Source organism: Gemmobacter aquarius, assembly GCF_003060865.1.
Taxonomy (GTDB): domain Bacteria; phylum Pseudomonadota; class Alphaproteobacteria; order Rhodobacterales; family Rhodobacteraceae; genus Paragemmobacter; species Paragemmobacter aquarius.
This window is the reverse complement of the sequence record NZ_CP028918.1, coordinates 2,928,171-2,943,498: the sequence shown is the minus strand read 5'-3', so window position 1 is coordinate 2,943,498 and position 15,328 is coordinate 2,928,171. Positions and strand designations below refer to the sequence as shown.

At 64.9% G+C, this 15,328-nt stretch carries 20 protein-coding genes; 11 read left to right on the top strand and 9 right to left on the bottom strand.

Annotated elements, in window-relative coordinates; translation table 11 throughout:
• Positions 1–5 precede the first annotated feature (5 nt).
• Complete coding sequence (locus tag HYN69_RS14205) at positions 6–944, bottom strand: threonine-phosphate decarboxylase (RefSeq protein ID WP_108436314.1); 939 nt, start codon at positions 942–944, stop codon at positions 6–8.
• A gap of 193 nt (positions 945–1,137) precedes the next feature.
• On the opposite strand from HYN69_RS14205, the gene HYN69_RS14200 reads away from it, so the two are divergent.
• Complete coding sequence (locus tag HYN69_RS14200) at positions 1,138–1,488, top strand: hypothetical protein (protein WP_108437230.1); 351 nt, start codon at positions 1,138–1,140, stop codon at positions 1,486–1,488.
• 223 nt (positions 1,489–1,711) lie between these two features.
• Here HYN69_RS14200 and HYN69_RS14195 read toward each other — a convergent pair whose 3' ends face one another.
• Positions 1,712–2,890, bottom strand: coding sequence for a MalY/PatB family protein (locus HYN69_RS14195; protein WP_108436313.1), 1,179 nt, complete (start codon positions 2,888–2,890; stop codon positions 1,712–1,714).
• A gap of 224 nt (positions 2,891–3,114) precedes the next feature.
• Between HYN69_RS14195 and def (HYN69_RS14190) the strand changes: the two genes are divergently transcribed.
• Genes def (HYN69_RS14190) through fmt form a run of 4 tightly spaced genes read left to right on the top strand, consistent with a single transcriptional unit; the run spans position 3,115 to position 5,520 of the window.
• Positions 3,115–3,636: a peptide deformylase gene (gene def, locus HYN69_RS14190; RefSeq protein WP_108436312.1), complete on the top strand. Its 522-nt coding sequence runs from the start codon at positions 3,115–3,117 to the stop codon at positions 3,634–3,636.
• Positions 3,636–4,127 carry a peptide deformylase gene (gene def / locus HYN69_RS14185; protein ID WP_108436311.1) on the top strand — a complete coding sequence of 164 codons (492 nt, stop codon included), beginning with the start codon at positions 3,636–3,638 and terminating at the stop codon, positions 4,125–4,127. Before def (HYN69_RS14190) ends, def (HYN69_RS14185) begins: the two co-directional genes overlap by 1 nt.
• On the top strand, positions 4,124–4,627 hold the full coding sequence (gene def, locus HYN69_RS14180) for a peptide deformylase (RefSeq protein WP_108436310.1): 504 nt from the start codon (positions 4,124–4,126) through the stop codon (positions 4,625–4,627). The genes def (HYN69_RS14185) and def (HYN69_RS14180) overlap by 4 nt, the downstream gene beginning before the upstream one ends.
• Positions 4,624–5,520: a methionyl-tRNA formyltransferase gene (gene fmt, locus HYN69_RS14175; RefSeq protein ID WP_108437229.1), complete on the top strand. Its 897-nt coding sequence runs from the start codon at positions 4,624–4,626 to the stop codon at positions 5,518–5,520. Before def (HYN69_RS14180) ends, fmt begins: the two co-directional genes overlap by 4 nt.
• Here the strand turns inward: fmt and HYN69_RS14170 are convergent.
• Positions 5,517–6,014, bottom strand: a complete 498-nt coding sequence (locus HYN69_RS14170) for a transcriptional regulator (RefSeq protein ID WP_108436309.1) — start codon at positions 6,012–6,014, stop codon at positions 5,517–5,519. The two genes, fmt and HYN69_RS14170, sit on opposite strands and share 4 nt — an antisense overlap.
• Before the next feature lie 59 nt (positions 6,015–6,073).
• On the opposite strand from HYN69_RS14170, the gene HYN69_RS14165 reads away from it, so the two are divergent.
• Positions 6,074–6,616 (top strand): dihydrofolate reductase family protein, encoded by a 543-nt coding sequence (locus tag HYN69_RS14165; RefSeq protein ID WP_108436308.1) that lies wholly within the window; start codon positions 6,074–6,076, stop codon positions 6,614–6,616.
• Here HYN69_RS14165 and HYN69_RS14160 read toward each other — a convergent pair.
• From HYN69_RS14160 to HYN69_RS14135, 6 genes are all read right to left on the bottom strand, one after another.
• Entirely contained in the window at positions 6,574–7,218 is a 645-nt protein-coding gene (locus tag HYN69_RS14160; protein WP_108436307.1) for a trimeric intracellular cation channel family protein, read from the bottom strand. The two genes, HYN69_RS14165 and HYN69_RS14160, sit on opposite strands and share 43 nt — an antisense overlap.
• On the bottom strand, positions 7,215–7,673 hold the full coding sequence (rnhA, locus tag HYN69_RS14155) for a ribonuclease HI (RefSeq protein WP_108436306.1): 459 nt from the start codon (positions 7,671–7,673) through the stop codon (positions 7,215–7,217). Before rnhA ends, HYN69_RS14160 begins: the two co-directional genes overlap by 4 nt.
• A 145-nt stretch (positions 7,674–7,818) precedes the next feature.
• Positions 7,819–8,268, bottom strand: coding sequence for a DUF3429 domain-containing protein (locus HYN69_RS14150; RefSeq protein ID WP_108436305.1), 450 nt, complete (start codon positions 8,266–8,268; stop codon positions 7,819–7,821).
• Positions 8,265–9,215: a 4-hydroxy-3-methylbut-2-enyl diphosphate reductase gene (gene ispH / locus HYN69_RS14145; RefSeq protein WP_108436304.1), complete on the bottom strand. Its 951-nt coding sequence runs from the start codon at positions 9,213–9,215 to the stop codon at positions 8,265–8,267. The genes HYN69_RS14150 and ispH overlap by 4 nt, the downstream gene beginning before the upstream one ends.
• Before the next feature lie 135 nt (positions 9,216–9,350).
• Positions 9,351–9,911: a hypothetical protein gene (locus HYN69_RS14140; protein ID WP_108436303.1), complete on the bottom strand. Its 561-nt coding sequence runs from the start codon at positions 9,909–9,911 to the stop codon at positions 9,351–9,353.
• Positions 9,908–10,483, bottom strand: a complete 576-nt coding sequence (locus tag HYN69_RS14135) for a LabA-like NYN domain-containing protein (RefSeq protein WP_108436302.1) — start codon at positions 10,481–10,483, stop codon at positions 9,908–9,910. Before HYN69_RS14135 ends, HYN69_RS14140 begins: the two co-directional genes overlap by 4 nt.
• Positions 10,484–10,619: 136 nt before the next feature.
• On the opposite strand from HYN69_RS14135, the gene folK reads away from it, so the two are divergent.
• The 5 genes from folK (at position 10,620) to HYN69_RS14110 (ending at position 15,309) form a co-directional block, all read left to right on the top strand.
• Complete coding sequence (gene folK / locus HYN69_RS14130; protein WP_108436301.1) at positions 10,620–11,198, top strand: 2-amino-4-hydroxy-6-hydroxymethyldihydropteridine diphosphokinase; 579 nt, start codon at positions 10,620–10,622, stop codon at positions 11,196–11,198.
• Between the two features lie 74 nt (positions 11,199–11,272).
• Positions 11,273–11,626: a DNA-directed RNA polymerase subunit omega gene (gene rpoZ, locus HYN69_RS14125; protein WP_108436300.1), complete on the top strand. Its 354-nt coding sequence runs from the start codon at positions 11,273–11,275 to the stop codon at positions 11,624–11,626.
• A 37-nt stretch (positions 11,627–11,663) separates the two neighbouring features.
• Positions 11,664–13,781, top strand: coding sequence for a RelA/SpoT family protein (locus HYN69_RS14120; protein WP_108437228.1), 2,118 nt, complete (start codon positions 11,664–11,666; stop codon positions 13,779–13,781).
• A 226-nt stretch (positions 13,782–14,007) separates the two neighbouring features.
• The gene (locus HYN69_RS14115) at positions 14,008–14,517 is read left to right on the top strand and encodes a DUF2062 domain-containing protein (protein WP_230426428.1); all 510 of its coding nucleotides are present in this window, start codon (positions 14,008–14,010) and stop codon (positions 14,515–14,517) included.
• Positions 14,518–14,550: 33 nt separating this feature from the next.
• Positions 14,551–15,309: a pyridoxine 5'-phosphate synthase gene (locus HYN69_RS14110; RefSeq protein ID WP_108436299.1), complete on the top strand. Its 759-nt coding sequence runs from the start codon at positions 14,551–14,553 to the stop codon at positions 15,307–15,309.
• The last annotated feature ends 19 nt before the right edge of the window (positions 15,310–15,328 follow it).

Genomic DNA, 15,328 nt, shown 5'->3' with positions numbered 1-15,328 from the left:
CGCGCTCACAGCGCGGCCTCCAGCCGTTCCCAGCCCGCCCCGTCCGGCAGACCCAACCGCAACCAGCGCGACGAATAGGGAAACACCCGCCCCAAGATCCGGTGCCGCGCCAACCGCTCGGCCCAGGCTGTCGCATCGCCCACGTCATACAGCCGGAACAGCGTCGTGCCGCCCACGACCGTTGCCCCCGCCCGTTGCATCAGCCCGTCCAGCCGCGCCGCATCCAGCGACAGCCGCGCCCGCGTCGCCCGCGCCCAATCCCCATCCGCCAAAGCCGCAGCCCCCACCCGCAACGCAGGCCCCGAAACTGCCCAAGGCCCCACCATCGCCGCAAGCCGCGCCACCAGCGCTGGATCGCCAATGGCAAACCCCAGCCGCATCCCCGCCAAGCCCCAGAACTTGCCGAAACTCTTCAGCACCACCACGCCCGCCCGATCCGCCAGCGCAATCTGGCTTTCGTCAGGGCAGACGTCGCAAAAACTCTCGTCCACCACCCGCAGCGCCGCATCGGGCACCGGCTGCAACCGCCCGTCGGGGTTGTTGGGATGCACCACCACCGCCGCCTCGGGCACCGCGTCACCCCCCGCCTCGGCCACCTCCCACCCGCAGGCGCGAAACGCCCGCCCGTGCTCGTTATAGGTCGGCCCCGCAATCGCCACCTGCCCCGCAGGCACCAGCGCCGGTATCCGCGCGATCAGCGCCGATGCCCCCGATGCCGCCAGCACCGCCGCCCCCTCGGGCACACGCCAGAACGCCCGCGCCGCCGCCTCCAGCGCGGCAAAGGCCGCCGCATCGGGCAAGGCGGTCCAGACATCCCCGCCAAACGCGGCCACCGGATAGGGCCGCGGGTTGATCCCGGTCGACAGGTCAAGCCAGTCGCCCCGCAGCCCGCCCCAACGCGCCACCGCCGCATCGATGCCCCCGCCGTGATCCGCCGCCTGCATGATTCGCCGCCCCCTCTGGTCGCACCGGCCAGAAACCCGATCCGGCCCCCGCTGTCCACGCCCGGAACCAGCCGCAGCGCAGCCGAGTTGCGGCTTTTGCGTCACGCTCCATTAACATTTGTACCTTATCCTGCCGTTGCCACCATTTTTCGGCACATCTGTGAAACCGTCACGCCAAGGGATGGAGGCCCAAATGCTCGAATTTCTCCCACGCGAAGTGCGCGACGGCCTCGAAGCCGCCCGCAAGAAAGCGTTACGCCGCAAATCGCGCCTGCGCGTGCAGGTCGGCGAAGCGGTCTACCCCGTGCTGCGCTTCTGGGAGGACGGGCTCGCCCTCGATGCCAAACTTGCCCCGCACCTGCGCGGCCTCGTCGATGTCTACGATGGTGCCAACCACATCTTCCAATGCCTGATCATCGCCTCGTCGCAGGATGACGGCGAACTCGTCTGCAGCTTCAAACGCTCCACCGCCGTCCTCGACCGCCCCGCGCTCGACTACTGGCGCGACGCAAACGCCCCCGTGGCCTTCATCGCCAAGGGCTGACCGGCCTTCATGCGCGCGCGTCCGTCCTCGCGGGGTACCCTCCCCGCCCGCGTGGCCATAATCGCCAAACGCTTTCCCGCTTTCACGCTGGCATAAATATCCTCAGGGGGAAGCCCCGCAGGGGCGCGGGGGCAGAATGCCCCCTCCACACTAACCACATGCGCTCCGGCCACCCGTCCCGCGCCCCCTCCCCCTCGGGGAGGGTCGGGGAGGGGGGCCGCCACTACTGCAAATCGCCGAACGCCCGCTGCATCCGCGCCACCGCTTCCTCTACCACCGCCCGCTGCGTGCCCAGATTGAAGCGCAAGAACATCTCGCCCCCCGCACCGAATGCCGTGCCGTGGTTGGTGGCGATCTTCGCCTCGGTCTCGACCCGCCCGATGAATTCGCCCGCTGCCATGCCCGTGCCGGAAAAATCGAGCCACGCCAGATAGGTCGCCTCCAGCCGCATCGACCGCAGCCCCGGGATCGCCGCCATCCCCTCGTCGAACAGCTTCCGGTTCCCGTCGAGATAGGCCATCAACCCCTCCACCCATTCCGCCCCTTCGGGTGAATAGGCGGCCGTGGCCATATGCAGGCCAAAGGAATTGCCCGAAATCCCCAGTGCCATCATCTTGCCCGCAAACTTCGCCCGCAGCGCCGGATCGGCAATGATGACGTTGCCGGTATGGCTGCCCGCGATGTTAAAGGTCTTGGTCGTCGCCGTCATCATCACCAGACGGTCGGCGATATCTGGCGCTGCCAGCGGCATCGGCACATGCTTTTGCCCCGGAAAGACCAGATCGTGGTGGATCTCGTCCGACACCAGCACCAGATCGTGCCGCTTGCAGAAATCGGCCACGCCGCGCAATTCCGCCGCCGTCCAGACCCGCCCGCCCGGATTGTGCGGCGAGCAGAGCAGGAACATCCGCTCGCGCCCCGTCATCTGCGCGTCCCATGCGTCAAAATCCATCTCGTAGCGCCCGGCGTCATTGGCCAAGCGACACTCCACCACCTCGCGCCCCGCCGCTTTGATGGTGCGCGCAAAGGCGTGATAAACCGGCGTGGTCAGCACCACCCCGTCGCCCGGCGCGGTAAAGGCGTCAAGGCACAGCCCCGTACCGTTCACCAGACCATGCGTGGTGAATATCCACTCGCGCTCGACCGCCCAGCCATGCCGTTCCGCCATCCACCAGCGCACGGCATCGAGATAGGCCGCATCGTCGCCGAAATAGCCGTAAACCCCATGCGCGGCCATCGCCTCGACCGCCCGTTGCACGCAGGCCGGCGGGTGGAAATCCATATCCGCCACCCACATTGCCAGCCCGTCCTTGGGTGACACCCCGTAAAACGCCTGCATCATATCCCATTTCACCGAATGGGTTCCGATGCGGTTGATAGGGGTGTCAAAGGGGCTCGTCATGCTGTCGGTCCTTGTCTGATCGCGGTCTGCACAGGTTTCGGAATTTCTAGGCGAGGCGGACGTATATTCCAAGATAATTTTCCATATCGGAACAAATTTCTGCATAAGTCAAATATTGCATTACTATGTTCCAAATTTAATAGTCAAACTAGAACATCTTCCAATTTCTGATGCCTCCGCCCGCCCCATTGCGTCAAGTCCCCGCATTTCGTAAATCTTGCGCCATGATCCGCTCCATCCTGATCCATCCCGACCCGCGCCTCAAGAAGGTCTGCGACCCCGTCACCGGCATTTCGCCGGAATTGGGCAAGCTGGCCGAAGACATGCTCGAAACCATGTATGACGCGCCGGGCATTGGCCTTGCCGCGCCGCAGATCGGGGTGACCAAGCGCCTGATAGTGATGGATTGTATCAAGACCGACGAAGGCGCCCCCCGCCCGATGGTGCTGTTCAACCCCGAAATCACGTGGTCCTCCGAAGACCTGTCGACCTATGACGAAGGCTGCCTGTCGATCCCCGACCAATACGCCGAGGTCGATCGCCCCTCGCAGGTGCGCGTGCGCTGGACGGGCCTTGACGGGCAAAGCCACGAAGACCAGTTCGCGGGCATCTGGGCCACCTGCGTCCAGCATGAAATCGACCACCTGAACGGCAAGCTCTTCATCGATTACCTCGGCCCGCTCAAGCGCCAGATGATCACGCGCAAGATGGAAAAGCTCAAGCGCGAACTGGCGCGGCAGGGCTGATGGCAGTCCTGCCGATCCTGCGCTGGCCCGACCCGCGCCTGAAGGCGCCCTGCGCGCCCGCAACCATCGGCCCCGTGCTGAACAGTCTGGCCGCAGATATGCTCGACACCATGTATGCAGCACCCGGCCGAGGCCTCGCCGCCCCGCAAGTCGGCGTGTCGCTTCGGCTCTTCGTCATGGATACCACATGGAAACAGGGCAGGCGCAGCCCCGTGGTCGCCGTCAACCCGCAGATCGTCTGGCGCTCGCCAACCACCGCCACCGGCCCCGAAGGCTGCCTGTCGATCCCCGGCCCCCTGCCAAACGTCACCCGCGCCACCGAAATCGACCTAGCCTGGACCGATCTCGACGGCACCCCCCGAAGCGAACGCCTGACCGGCTTTGCCGCCATCTGCGCCCAGCACGAATATGACCATCTCGAAGGCATCCTGACCCTCGACCACCTGTCCCCCGCAGACCGCGCCCTAGCCGAGGAAGCAGTATCCGAATGACCGTTCGCAAATGCGTCCCGTGGCCCCACCCTGTCTTGCGTAACCCCGCGCAGGACGTGCCCGAAATCACCGATGACATCCGCGCCATCTGGGCCGATATGGTCGACACCATGGACGCCATGCCCGGCTACGGCCTTGCCGCCGTGCAGATCGGCGTGCCCCTGCGTCTGGCCGTGGTCGATTGCTCGACGACACGCGGCCAAGCCATCCTCATGGCCAATCCTCAGGTGCTGCACGCCAGCGGCCAGATGCGCGACCATGACGAAGCCTCGCCCAACCTGCCGGGCGTTTCGGCCGTCATCTCGCGCCCCCGCGCCGTGACGGTGCGCTACATGAACGCGGCCGGTGAAACCGAGGATCGCGACCTCGTCCACCTCTGGGCCACCAGCGCCCAGCACCAGATCGACCATCTGGCAGGAAAGATGTTCTTCGACCACCTCTCGCCCCTGAAGCGCAAGATGCTGATTTCAAAGGCTGAAAAATGGGCCAAGCGCGGATGAAGATTGTCTTCATGGGCACGCCAGACTTTTCGGTGCCAATCCTCGATGCCCTGCACCAAAGGCATGAAATCCTCGCCGTCTACACCCAGCCCCCGCGCCCCGCAGGCCGTGGCAAAGAGCTGCGCCCCACCCCCGTCCACGCCCGCGCCGCCGCCCTCGGCCTATCCGTACGCCACCCCGTCAGCCTGAAAACGCCCGAGGCGCTGGCCGACTTCGCCGCCCTGAACGCCGATATCGCAGTCGTCGTCGCCTATGGCCTGATCCTGCCGCAAACCATCCTTGACGCGCCCGCCCACGGCTGCCTGAACATCCACGCCTCGCTTTTGCCACGCTGGCGCGGCGCAGCACCCATCCACCGCGCGATCATGGCGGGCGATACTGACACCGGCATTTGCATCATGCAGATGGAAGCGGGCCTCGACACCGGCCCCGTCCTTCTGTCGCGCCGCCTGCCCATAGGCCAAACTGAAACCACCGCCGACCTGCACGACCGCCTCGCCACCCTCGGCGCCACGCTGATAACCGAGGCGCTCGACACCCTGCCAAGCCTGACACCCGTTCCCCAACCCGAAACCGGCGTCACCTACGCCGCCAAGATCGACAAACTCGAGGCCCGCATCGACTGGTCGCGCCCTGCGTTGGAAATAGACCGCCAGATCCGCGGCCTTTCGCCGTTTCCGGGAGCGTGGTGCCTGATGAACGGCGAGCGCGTCAAACTCTTGCGCTCGCGCCTCGCGGCAGGGCAGGGCGCCCCCGGCACGGTCCTGCACGGCCTGACCATCGCCTGCGGCACGGGCGCGGTCGAGATCACGCTTGCCCAACGCGAGGGCAAAAAACCGATGGAGGCCAAAGACTTCCTCCTCGGCCTCACCCCGCCCGACCGGCTCGGTTAACCAAGCCGCTTCACCGCGTCTTTCAGGCGAAAGCCCTTGCCGCCCGCCACATGCCACAGCATCTGCCCCTGCCAAGCGGCAAACAGCATCGCCGCCGCATCGGCATCGCGCAAACGCCGCGCCAAGGCGCTTTCCACCTGACGCCGCCACGCCTCGGCCCGTGCCCGCAAGGCCGCGTCGCGAAAATCCATCGCCAGCAGGGCAAGGTCGGTCGCGTCCGGTCCCCCGCCCCCCAGTGCCTTTAGGAACCCTTGCACGGTATCCGCTCCGGAATCGGCAACCACAGTATCGCGCTCCAGCGCATCCCAGGCCGACATCAACGCCGCGCGTATCATTGCCTCGCGCGATCCGTAACGCTGCACCAAGGACGCTGCAGCCAGCCCCGTCGCCCGCGCCACCGACCCAAAGGACACGGTCTTTTCCCCCGTCGTCGCCAGCATATGCCGCAGCGCGACAAAAACCGTCTCGTCAGGAATGATACGCGGTCGTGCCATGGCTTTTACCCGAACGTTTGTTCGGTTACTCTGCGCTATCCAGATTCGAAAGGCAAGACATGGCACAGATTCGCGGCATGATGGCCAGCACACTCGACGGTTACGCGGCCGACAACGATGGCGGCGTGGGCTTTCTCGATCCGTTCCACGATGTCGACTGGGGCTGGCAGGGCTTCATTGCCGAAATCGGCACGGTGGTCATGGGCCGCAAGACCTATGACCATATCTGGCACCTCGCGCCCGACTGGCCCTATCCGGGCATCCCCGGCATCATCCTCGGCCAGCCCGCACCACCCCTGCGCGGTCCCGTCACCACCACCACCGACCTCGCAGCCCTGATCCCGCAGCTCAAATCGCTCGACCGCGATGTCTGGGTCGTCGGCGGCCCGGCACTACAGGCCGAATTCATCGCCCGTGGCGCACTCGACCGTCTGCAACTCTGCATCCTGCCGGTGCTTCTGGGCCACGGCATCCCCACCTTTCCGCCCAGCGCCACGCCGCCGCGCCAGCCGCAGTTGCATGGTATCACCCGACTGCCCAAGGGCATGCTGCTTGCCGATTACCGCTTCGGCGATTCCGGCTTGGGCGGGCGCGACCGGTAGACCGGCAAGCGCCATCCCAGCGCCAAAGACCCCGCCCGCAACACAAGCGTCACCCCCGCGCAAGCCGTCAGTGCGATCCACCCCGCAGCCCCCAGCGCCAATAGCCCCACCGCCACCAGGGCCCCGGCAAAGGCGCAGGTCACGTACAGCTCACCCTGCTTCAACACCAAGGGCACCTCGTTGCAGACCACATCGCGCATCAACCCGCCCATGCAGCCCGTCACCATGCCCATCACCAGCACCACCGGCCAGCCCATCCCTGCGGCCAGCGCCACACCCACACCGGCTGCAACCGCTATCGCCAAAGCCACCGCGTCCAGCCATTCCAGCGCGCGATACCGGCTTTCCAAGCGGTGAGCGAACAAAAACACCACGACCGCCGCCACCGTCGCCACCGCCAGTATCGCCGGATCGCTCACCCACAGCGGCACGCGGTCAAGGATGATGTCGCGCAGCGTCCCGCCCCCCGTGGCCGTCAGCGCCGCGACGAAGATGAACCCCACGATATCAAGCTGCGACCGCGATGCCGCGAGCGCCCCCGTCAGCGCGAATATCGCCACGGCGGCATAATCCAGCACGCCGATCAGCGCCGCTCCGGTCACTTCGCCACCTTGAACGGCGCCATCCCCGCCCGCGCCAAAGCATCGGCCCGCTCGTTTTCGGCGTGGCCCGCATGGCCCTTGATCCAGCGCCACACCACCTTGTGCCGCGCCTGCGCCGCATCCAGCCTTTGCCACAGGTCCGCATTCTTCACCGGATCGCGCCCCGCCGTGCGCCAGCCGTTGCGCTTCCAGCCGTGGATCCACTCGGTCACGCCGTTCTTCACATAGGCGCTGTCGGTCACCACGGTCAGCTCCGACGGGCGCGCCAGCGCCTCGAGCGCCGAGATCGCGGCCAGCAATTCCATGCGGTTGTTGGTGGTCATCATCTCGCCCCCCGACAACTCGCGCTCCTTGACGACCGCGCCCCCGTCGCGGGCCAGCATCAGCACACCCCAGCCCCCGGGCCCCGGATTGCCCGAACAGGCCCCGTCGGTATAGGCGAACAATTCCGGCATTATGGCTCCTTTTCCCCCCCGTTTAGGCCCGCACCCCTACAGCGTCAAACCCATTCACGCTGGCCCAAATATCCTCGGGGGTAAGGGGCGGATGCCCCGAAGGGGGGCAGAAAGCCCCCCTGATTTTTCGCGAGACAAAATCGCCCTATACGAGCGGCAGCAGCAAACAGCCGAGAACGATTCCCGTCAGCAGCACCCGCAGCCGCATCCACCACGCAGGCGCCAGCCCCTGCCGCGCAAACGAAAGGTCCAGCGCCAGAAGGGCGGCGAACCCCGCAGCCAACCATATCAGCGACTCATGGCTCGTATCGCGTACCATGATGAACGCCCAAAGCGCGGGCAGCACCGAAAGCGCGTAGCCCACCGCCGCCTCGCGTCCGGTCGCCTTGGTGGCAAACCCCCACAACACGCCCGACATAAAGGACAATATCACCGTGCCATAGGTCACCAATACCACGGCACCCACAAAGACCGGCGGCAGCACCTCGTATGACGCAGCCGCCAGCGCGGGGACCATCGCGCTTGCCGCGCCCCAGACAAACGGGATCAGCCCGGCCAACCCCAGCCACAACGCAGACCGCGGAACCTGCATCAGACTGCCTCGCGCAGGATACGCGGCACCTTGAACTCGACGTCCTCGACCGCCGTTTCCACCAGCTCGACCGTCACGTCGAACCGCGCGCGGAACGCATCGACCACCTCGTTCACCAGCAGTTCCGGCGCCGATGCGCCCGCCGTCACCCCGACCGACCCGATGCCGTCCAGTGCCCGCCAGTCGATATCGACCGCGCGCTGCACCAGTTGGGCATAGGCGCAGCCCGCAGCCGAACCCACCTCGACCAGCCGCTTCGAATTGCTGGAATTCGGCGCGCCGATCACCAGCAAAGCGTCGATCCGCCCCGCAATCGCCTTGACAGCTGCCTGACGGTTGGTCGTGGCATAGCAGATATCTTCCTTGTGCGGCCCGATGATCGCGGGAAACCGCGCCTGCAAGGCGGCAACGATTCCTGCCGTGTCATCGACCGAAAGCGTCGTCTGGGTGATGAAGGCCAGCTTGCCCGCATCGCGCACCACCAGCCCCGCCACATCCTCGGCGGTTTCCACCAGCAGCACCTCGCCCTCGGGCAATTGCCCCATCGTGCCCACCGTCTCGGGGTGGCCCGCATGGCCGATCATCACCATCTGCAATCCGTTTTCCGAATGGCGCTGCGCCTCGTTATGCACCTTGGTCACAAGGGGGCAGGTCGCATCCACCGCGATCATCTCGCGCCGCGCGGCCTCGGCGGGCACGGCCTTGGGCACGCCATGCGCCGAAAAGATCACCGGCCGGTCGGTCGGCGCCTCGTCCAGCTCCTCGACAAAGACCGCCCCCTTGGCGCGCAGATCGTCGACCACGAACTTGTTGTGCACGATCTCGTGGCGCACATAGACCGGCGCGCCCCATTTCTGCAAAGCAAGCTCGACGATCTTGATCGCGCGGTCGACACCCGCGCAAAAGCCGCGCGGCGCGGCGAGGTACAGGGTAAGCGGGGGCAGGGGCATCGGCGGGCCTCGGTCGGTGCTATCGGTTTTCCAAGACCTAAGGCGAAAGCGGCGCGGGGTCCACTGCCCGATGCATCACCTGCCCGTGCGCCCAGTCCTGTGCGCCCAGTCCTGTGCGCCCAGTCCTGTGCCGCACTATTTGACCACAGCCCGCCAATGTTCTGCGAAACTTTCCTTGGCGGCCGCATCGCCAAAGGCCGAAGCGGGCACGATGATCGTGCCGACCCTCGCATATAGAAACACATGCTCGCCGGTTTCCACCACGTCGCGCAACTCCTCGGTCCCGACCACCAGCGCCTGCTTGCGACCGTCGCGCGTTTCCTTAAGCCTGCGGTCCCAGACCTCGAGCCGCACGTTCACCGCTTCGGGCACGGCTTCGCGTGCGCGCCGGCTAAGGTCCCGGGCTTGGATCAGCGCGGCCACGCCAAGCGGCAAAAGCAGGATCGCAACAGCCAGCACATTCGAATGAAGATCCGTCAGCCAGCTTGGCAAATGCTGCGATGTCACCGACAGCAGCATCAGGCCTGCCAGCAGCGACGCGGCATAAAGCGCGCGTTTGCGCTTTCTCTCCACGGGATCGCGCCGCTCCCAGGCCAGCGCATCCTTTTCCTCAAGCCGATAGTCCAAAACGGTGTGCGGCGGCAGTGGAGCGCGGACCGCTCCGGCCACGCCCGCATCCGCAGCCTGCGTCGTCACTTCGCCTCGACCTCGGCTTCTTCGCGTTCCATCGCGCGCGGTTCGCGCGGCGGACGCCCGATCACATCGCGCAGTTCGTCCAGCTCGATGAAATTGTCGGCCTGACGGCGCAATTCGTCGGCGATCATCGGCGGCTGGCTGCGGATCGTCGACACCACCGAAACGCGCACGCCCTGCCGTTGCAGGCTTTCGATCAGCGGCCGGAAATCGCCATCACCCGAGAACAGCACGATATGGTCAACCCGCGGAGCCAGTTCCATCGCATCGACGGTAAGCTCGATGTCCATGTTGCCCTTCACCTTCCGCCGTCCCTGGCTGTCGGTGTATTCCTTGGCGGGCTTCGTCACCATGGTGAAGCCGTTGTAGTTCAGCCAGTCCACCAGCGGGCGGATCGGCGAATACTCTTCATTCTCCAGAAGCGCGGTATAGTAGAACGCCCGCAGCAACTTGCCGCGACGCATGAATTCCTGACGCAGCAATTTGTAATCTATGTCGAACCCGAGCGATTTTGCCGCCGCGTAAAGATTCGAGCCATCGATGAACAGGGCAAGCCGTTCGTCCTTGTAAAACATTTCAGTTTCCTCTCAAAAGTGCTCGATCAATCGGTATTACGAAGGCCGTTTCGTCGGATGTCAAAAACATGTTGTCAGGTCAGATATCAGCCGGCGAATATGTCGTACAAGATAAGATATACGAAAGACTAGGTGCATGGAGAGTCACGAAGATCAACTTTTGGTTGCGCTTGGTGCAAATTTGCCGATCGGTGACCAGACCGCCCTCGCCACCCTGCAACGCGCTGCCCACGCCCTTGGTTCGTCCGGCCTGACACTGAATTTCAGCACGTTCTATGCCACACCCTGCTTCCCGCAAGGCGCCGGTCCCGACTATGTGAACGCCGCCGCCGCCGGACCGATTCCCCAAGGCTGGGATGCCGCGCGCGTCCTCGCCCTTCTGCACCGGATCGAGGACGATTTCGGTCGCAAGCGCGACCAGCGCTGGGGCATGCGGACGCTCGATCTCGACCTTGTCGCCTTTGGCAATTCTGTCCTGCCCGATGCTGCAACCCAGACGCGCTGGCGCGACCTTGATCCCGAAGCGCAGCGTAGCATGGCACCCGACCGGCTGATCCTGCCCCATCCCCGCCTGCAGGACCGCGCCTTCGTGCTGGTTCCCCTCGCCGATGTCGCCCCCGATTGGCGCCACCCGCTGCTGGGCCAGACCACGCTGGAAATGCTCGCAGCCCTGCCCGCCACAGACCGCGATCAGGTGGTCCCGATCCCGCTGTGATTCAGCGCTTGTCAAGGCCAAAGCCTGCCATTACATAGACCGTCTATTGCCCCCCATCCGAACTGGAGCAGCATATGGCCCGCGTGACGGTCGAAGATTGCGTTGACAAAGTGCCGAACCGGTTTGAACTGGTCATGCTCGCAGCGCACCGCGCCCGCGAGATCCAGTCAGGCTCGCCCCTGACCATCGACCGCGACAATGACAAGAACCCGGTCGTCTCGCTGCGCGAGATCGCCGAGGAAACGCAAAGCGCCGATGCGCTGCGCGAGCGGATGATCGAAAGCCACCAGACCCAGATCGAGGTCGACGAACCCGAAGAAGACCAGATGGCGCTTCTTATGTCGGGCGAGATGGACCGCCCGATGCAGGACGACATGTCCGAAGAAAAGCTGCTGCGCGCGCTGATGGAAGCGCAGGGCGACAACTGACCGGTCGGCCAATGGGCCGACCCCGCGCGGGGCGATGATGATCGACGTCGAAGACCTCATCGCCCTCGTCCACAATTACAACCCGCGCACCAATGCCGACCTGATCCGCAAGGCCTATGCCTATGGCTTCCAGATGCATGACGGTCAGGTCCGCAAATCGGGCGAACCCTACTTCACGCACCCCGTGGCCGTCGCGGCGATCCTGACAGAACAGCGGCTCGATGATGCCACCATCATCACCGCCCTGTTGCATGACACGATCGAAGACACCCGCTCCACCTATACCGAGGTGTCAGACCTGTTCGGAAACGAGGTCGCCGAACTCGTCGACGGCGTGACCAAGCTGACCAACCTGCAACTGTCGTCGGCGCAAAGCCAGCAGGCGGAAAACTTCCGCAAGCTTTTCATGGCCATGTCGAAAGACTTGCGGGTGATTCTGGTCAAGCTGGCCGACCGTCTGCACAACATGCGGACGATCAAAAGCATGTCCGCCGAAAAGCAGGCCCAAAAGGCCCGCGAGACGATGGAGATCTTCGCCCCCCTCGCAGGCCGGATGGGCATGCAATGGATGCGCGAGGAGTTGGAAGACCTCGCCTTCCGCGTGCTGAACCCCGAAGCCCGCAATTCCATCATCCGCCGCTTCATCACCCTGCAACGCGAAGCGGGCGACGTGGTCCACAAGATCACCGCCGACATCCGCAACGAGTTGGAAAAGGTGCAGGTCGAAGCCGATGTCTATGGTCGCGCCAAAAAGCCCTATTCCATCTGGCGCAAGATGCAGGAGAAAGACCTCGCCTTCTCGCGCCTGTCCGACATCTACGGTTTCCGCGTCATCTGCGGCTCCGTCGCCGATTGCTACCGCATCCTCGGCGTGATCCACGGCCGCTGGCGCGCCGTTCCGGGCCGGTTCAAGGATTACATCAGCCAGCCCAAGAACAACGGCTACCGCTCGATCCACACCACCGTATCAGGCCGCGACGGCAAGCGGGTCGAGGTGCAGATCAGAACCCGCGAAATGCACGAAGTCGCCGAAGCCGGTGTCGCTGCCCATTGGAGCTACCGCGAAGGCGTGCGCGCGATAAACCCCTTTGCCGTCGATCCGGCGAACTGGATCGCCACCCTGACCGAACGCTTCGACGAAGGCGACCACGACGAATTCCTCGAACACGTCAAGATGGAGATGTACTCCGATCAGGTGTTCTGCTTCACCCCCAAGGGCGATGTGATCCAGCTTCCGCGCGGGGCGACGCCGCTCGACTACGCCTATGCCATCCACACCCGCATCGGCAACTCTTGCGTCTCGGCCAAGGTCGACGGCATCCGCGTGCCGCTCTGGACCCGCCTGAAAAACGGCCAATCGGTCGAGATCATCACCGCCGAAGGCCAGCGCCCGCAATCCAGCTGGATCGACATCGTGACGACCGGCCGCGCCAAGGCCGCGATCCGCAAATCGCTGCGCGAAGAAGACCGTGGCCGATTCGTCAAACTCGGTCAGGAACTTGCCCGCGCCGCCTTTGACCATGTCGGCAAAAAGGCCACCGACAAGGCACTGCGGACAGCGGCCAAGATGCTCGGTCTGGCCGACGAGATGGACCTGATGGCCCGCCTCGGGTCAGCCGAGGAGACAGCGCGGCGCGTGGTGGAACTGCTCTACCCCGAACTCGCCCGCAAACAGGCGGACGAAGTCGACGGCACCCGCCCCGTGGTGGGCCTGTCCGACGACCAGTCCTTCCGCCGCGCCCCCTGCTGCCAGCCGGTTCCGGGCGAACGCATCGTCGGCATCACCTACCGCGGGCAAGGTGTGGTCGTGCATGCCATCGACTGCCCCGCGCTCGAGGAATTCGAGGAACAGCCCGGCCGCTGGGTCGACCTGCACTGGCACTCGGGCCGCCACGCCGCGGTGCATACCGTCAGCTTCGAAATCACCATTTCCAATGACGCGGGCGTCTTGGGGCGGATATGCACCTTGATCGGCGAGCAGAAGGCCAATATCTCGGACCTGAGGTTCACCGACCGTAAGCCCGACTACTACAGGCTCATCATCGACGTGGACCTTCGCGATGTCGAACATCTGCACATGGTCATGACCGCGCTCGAGGCCGAGACCGACGTGGCGCAGATTTCCCGTCACCGCGATCTGACGCGCAAACCCTGAACCGGTCACGGTTCTGCGGCACATCGGGGGACGGTTATTTGGTTTTCAAGCGGCGCAATCCCAGAACCCTGTGGGGATGGACGCGCGAGATGGTCTACCCCCAGGGCGGCTTCAAACGTGCGACGCAATACGTCCTGCACCGCATGCGCCGCCTTCCCGACCAACCCCACCGCATCGCGCGGGGGTATTCGCCGGATCGCTCGTCGGCTTCCTGCCGCTTCCCGGCATGCAATTCGTCGCGGCATGGGCGGCGTCACGCGCGGTGAACGGCAACCTGCTGGCGGCCCTTCTGGCCACCTTCAACACCAACCCGATCACCACGCCCTTCTTCGCCGTCTTTGCCATGTCCTTCGGGCATTGGATCATGGGCATCGAAAAGCCGCTGACTGCCGCCTATATCGGCCGCGCCTTTGCCAATGCGGGCGAAGACCTTTGGTTCAACGTCCTTGCCCTGTTTGGCCCCGAACACGCCCGCTGGGACGGGCTTTTGCAGTTCTGGAATGAAATCTACCTGCCCTATTTCATCGGCGCGCTCATCCCCGGCCTCGTGCTGTCGGCGGTGTTCTATTACCTGACCATCCCCTTGGTGCATGCCTATCAAAAGGCCCGCGCCGCCAAGGCGAAAGAACGCCATGACCGCCGCAAAACCCTGCGCGAGACGCTGGCGGCGGCGGCGGCAAAACTCAAGCGCGATGCGGCAAAGGGCGGGGATGACGAAGCGCCCCCCGCGCCCTAATATTCGTTCAGACGCGTTAAAAGGACCAAAGCGATGAAACCCCTCGGACGACTGCGGCTCGGCGTGAACATCGACCACGTGGCGACGGTCCGCAATGCGCGCGGCTCGGTCTGGCCCGACCCCCTGCGCGCCGCCCTGCTGGCCGAAGCGGCAGGCGCCGACGGCATCACCGCCCATCTGCGCGAAGACCGCCGCCACATCCGCGATACGGATATCGAAGCCCTCAGGGCAGGGCTTGCCATCCCGCTCAACTTCGAATGTGCCGCCACAGACGAGATGAAGGCCATCGCCCTGCGCCTGCGCCCCCACGCCGTCTGCCTCGTCCCCGAAAAGCGGCAGGAACGCACAACCGAAGGCGGGCTGGATGTAGCGGGCGATCAGGCGCGGCTGACCGATTACGTCGGCGAACTCGCCGCCGCGGGCTGCCGCGTGTCGATGTTCATCGGCCATGATCCGCGCCAGATCGAAGCCTCGGCCGCCATCGGCGCCGCAGTCATCGAATTGCACACGGGCCTATACTCCGAACTCCACGCCGAAGACCGCATGGCCGAGTCCGAAGCCGAATTGCAGGGCCTGAAACGCGGCGCGGCACTGGCCCATGCGCTGGGTCTGGAAGTCCACGCAGGCCATGGCCTGACCTATGACAACGTGGCGCCCATCGCTGCCATGCCCGAGGTGATGGAACTCAACATCGGCCATTTCGTGATCGGCGAGGCGATCTATCGCGGGCTGGAAGGGGCAATCGACGAAATGCGCCGCCGCATGGACCTCGCACGTGAGGGGCTGGCGTGACGGAGTTTTCTGCGAAAAA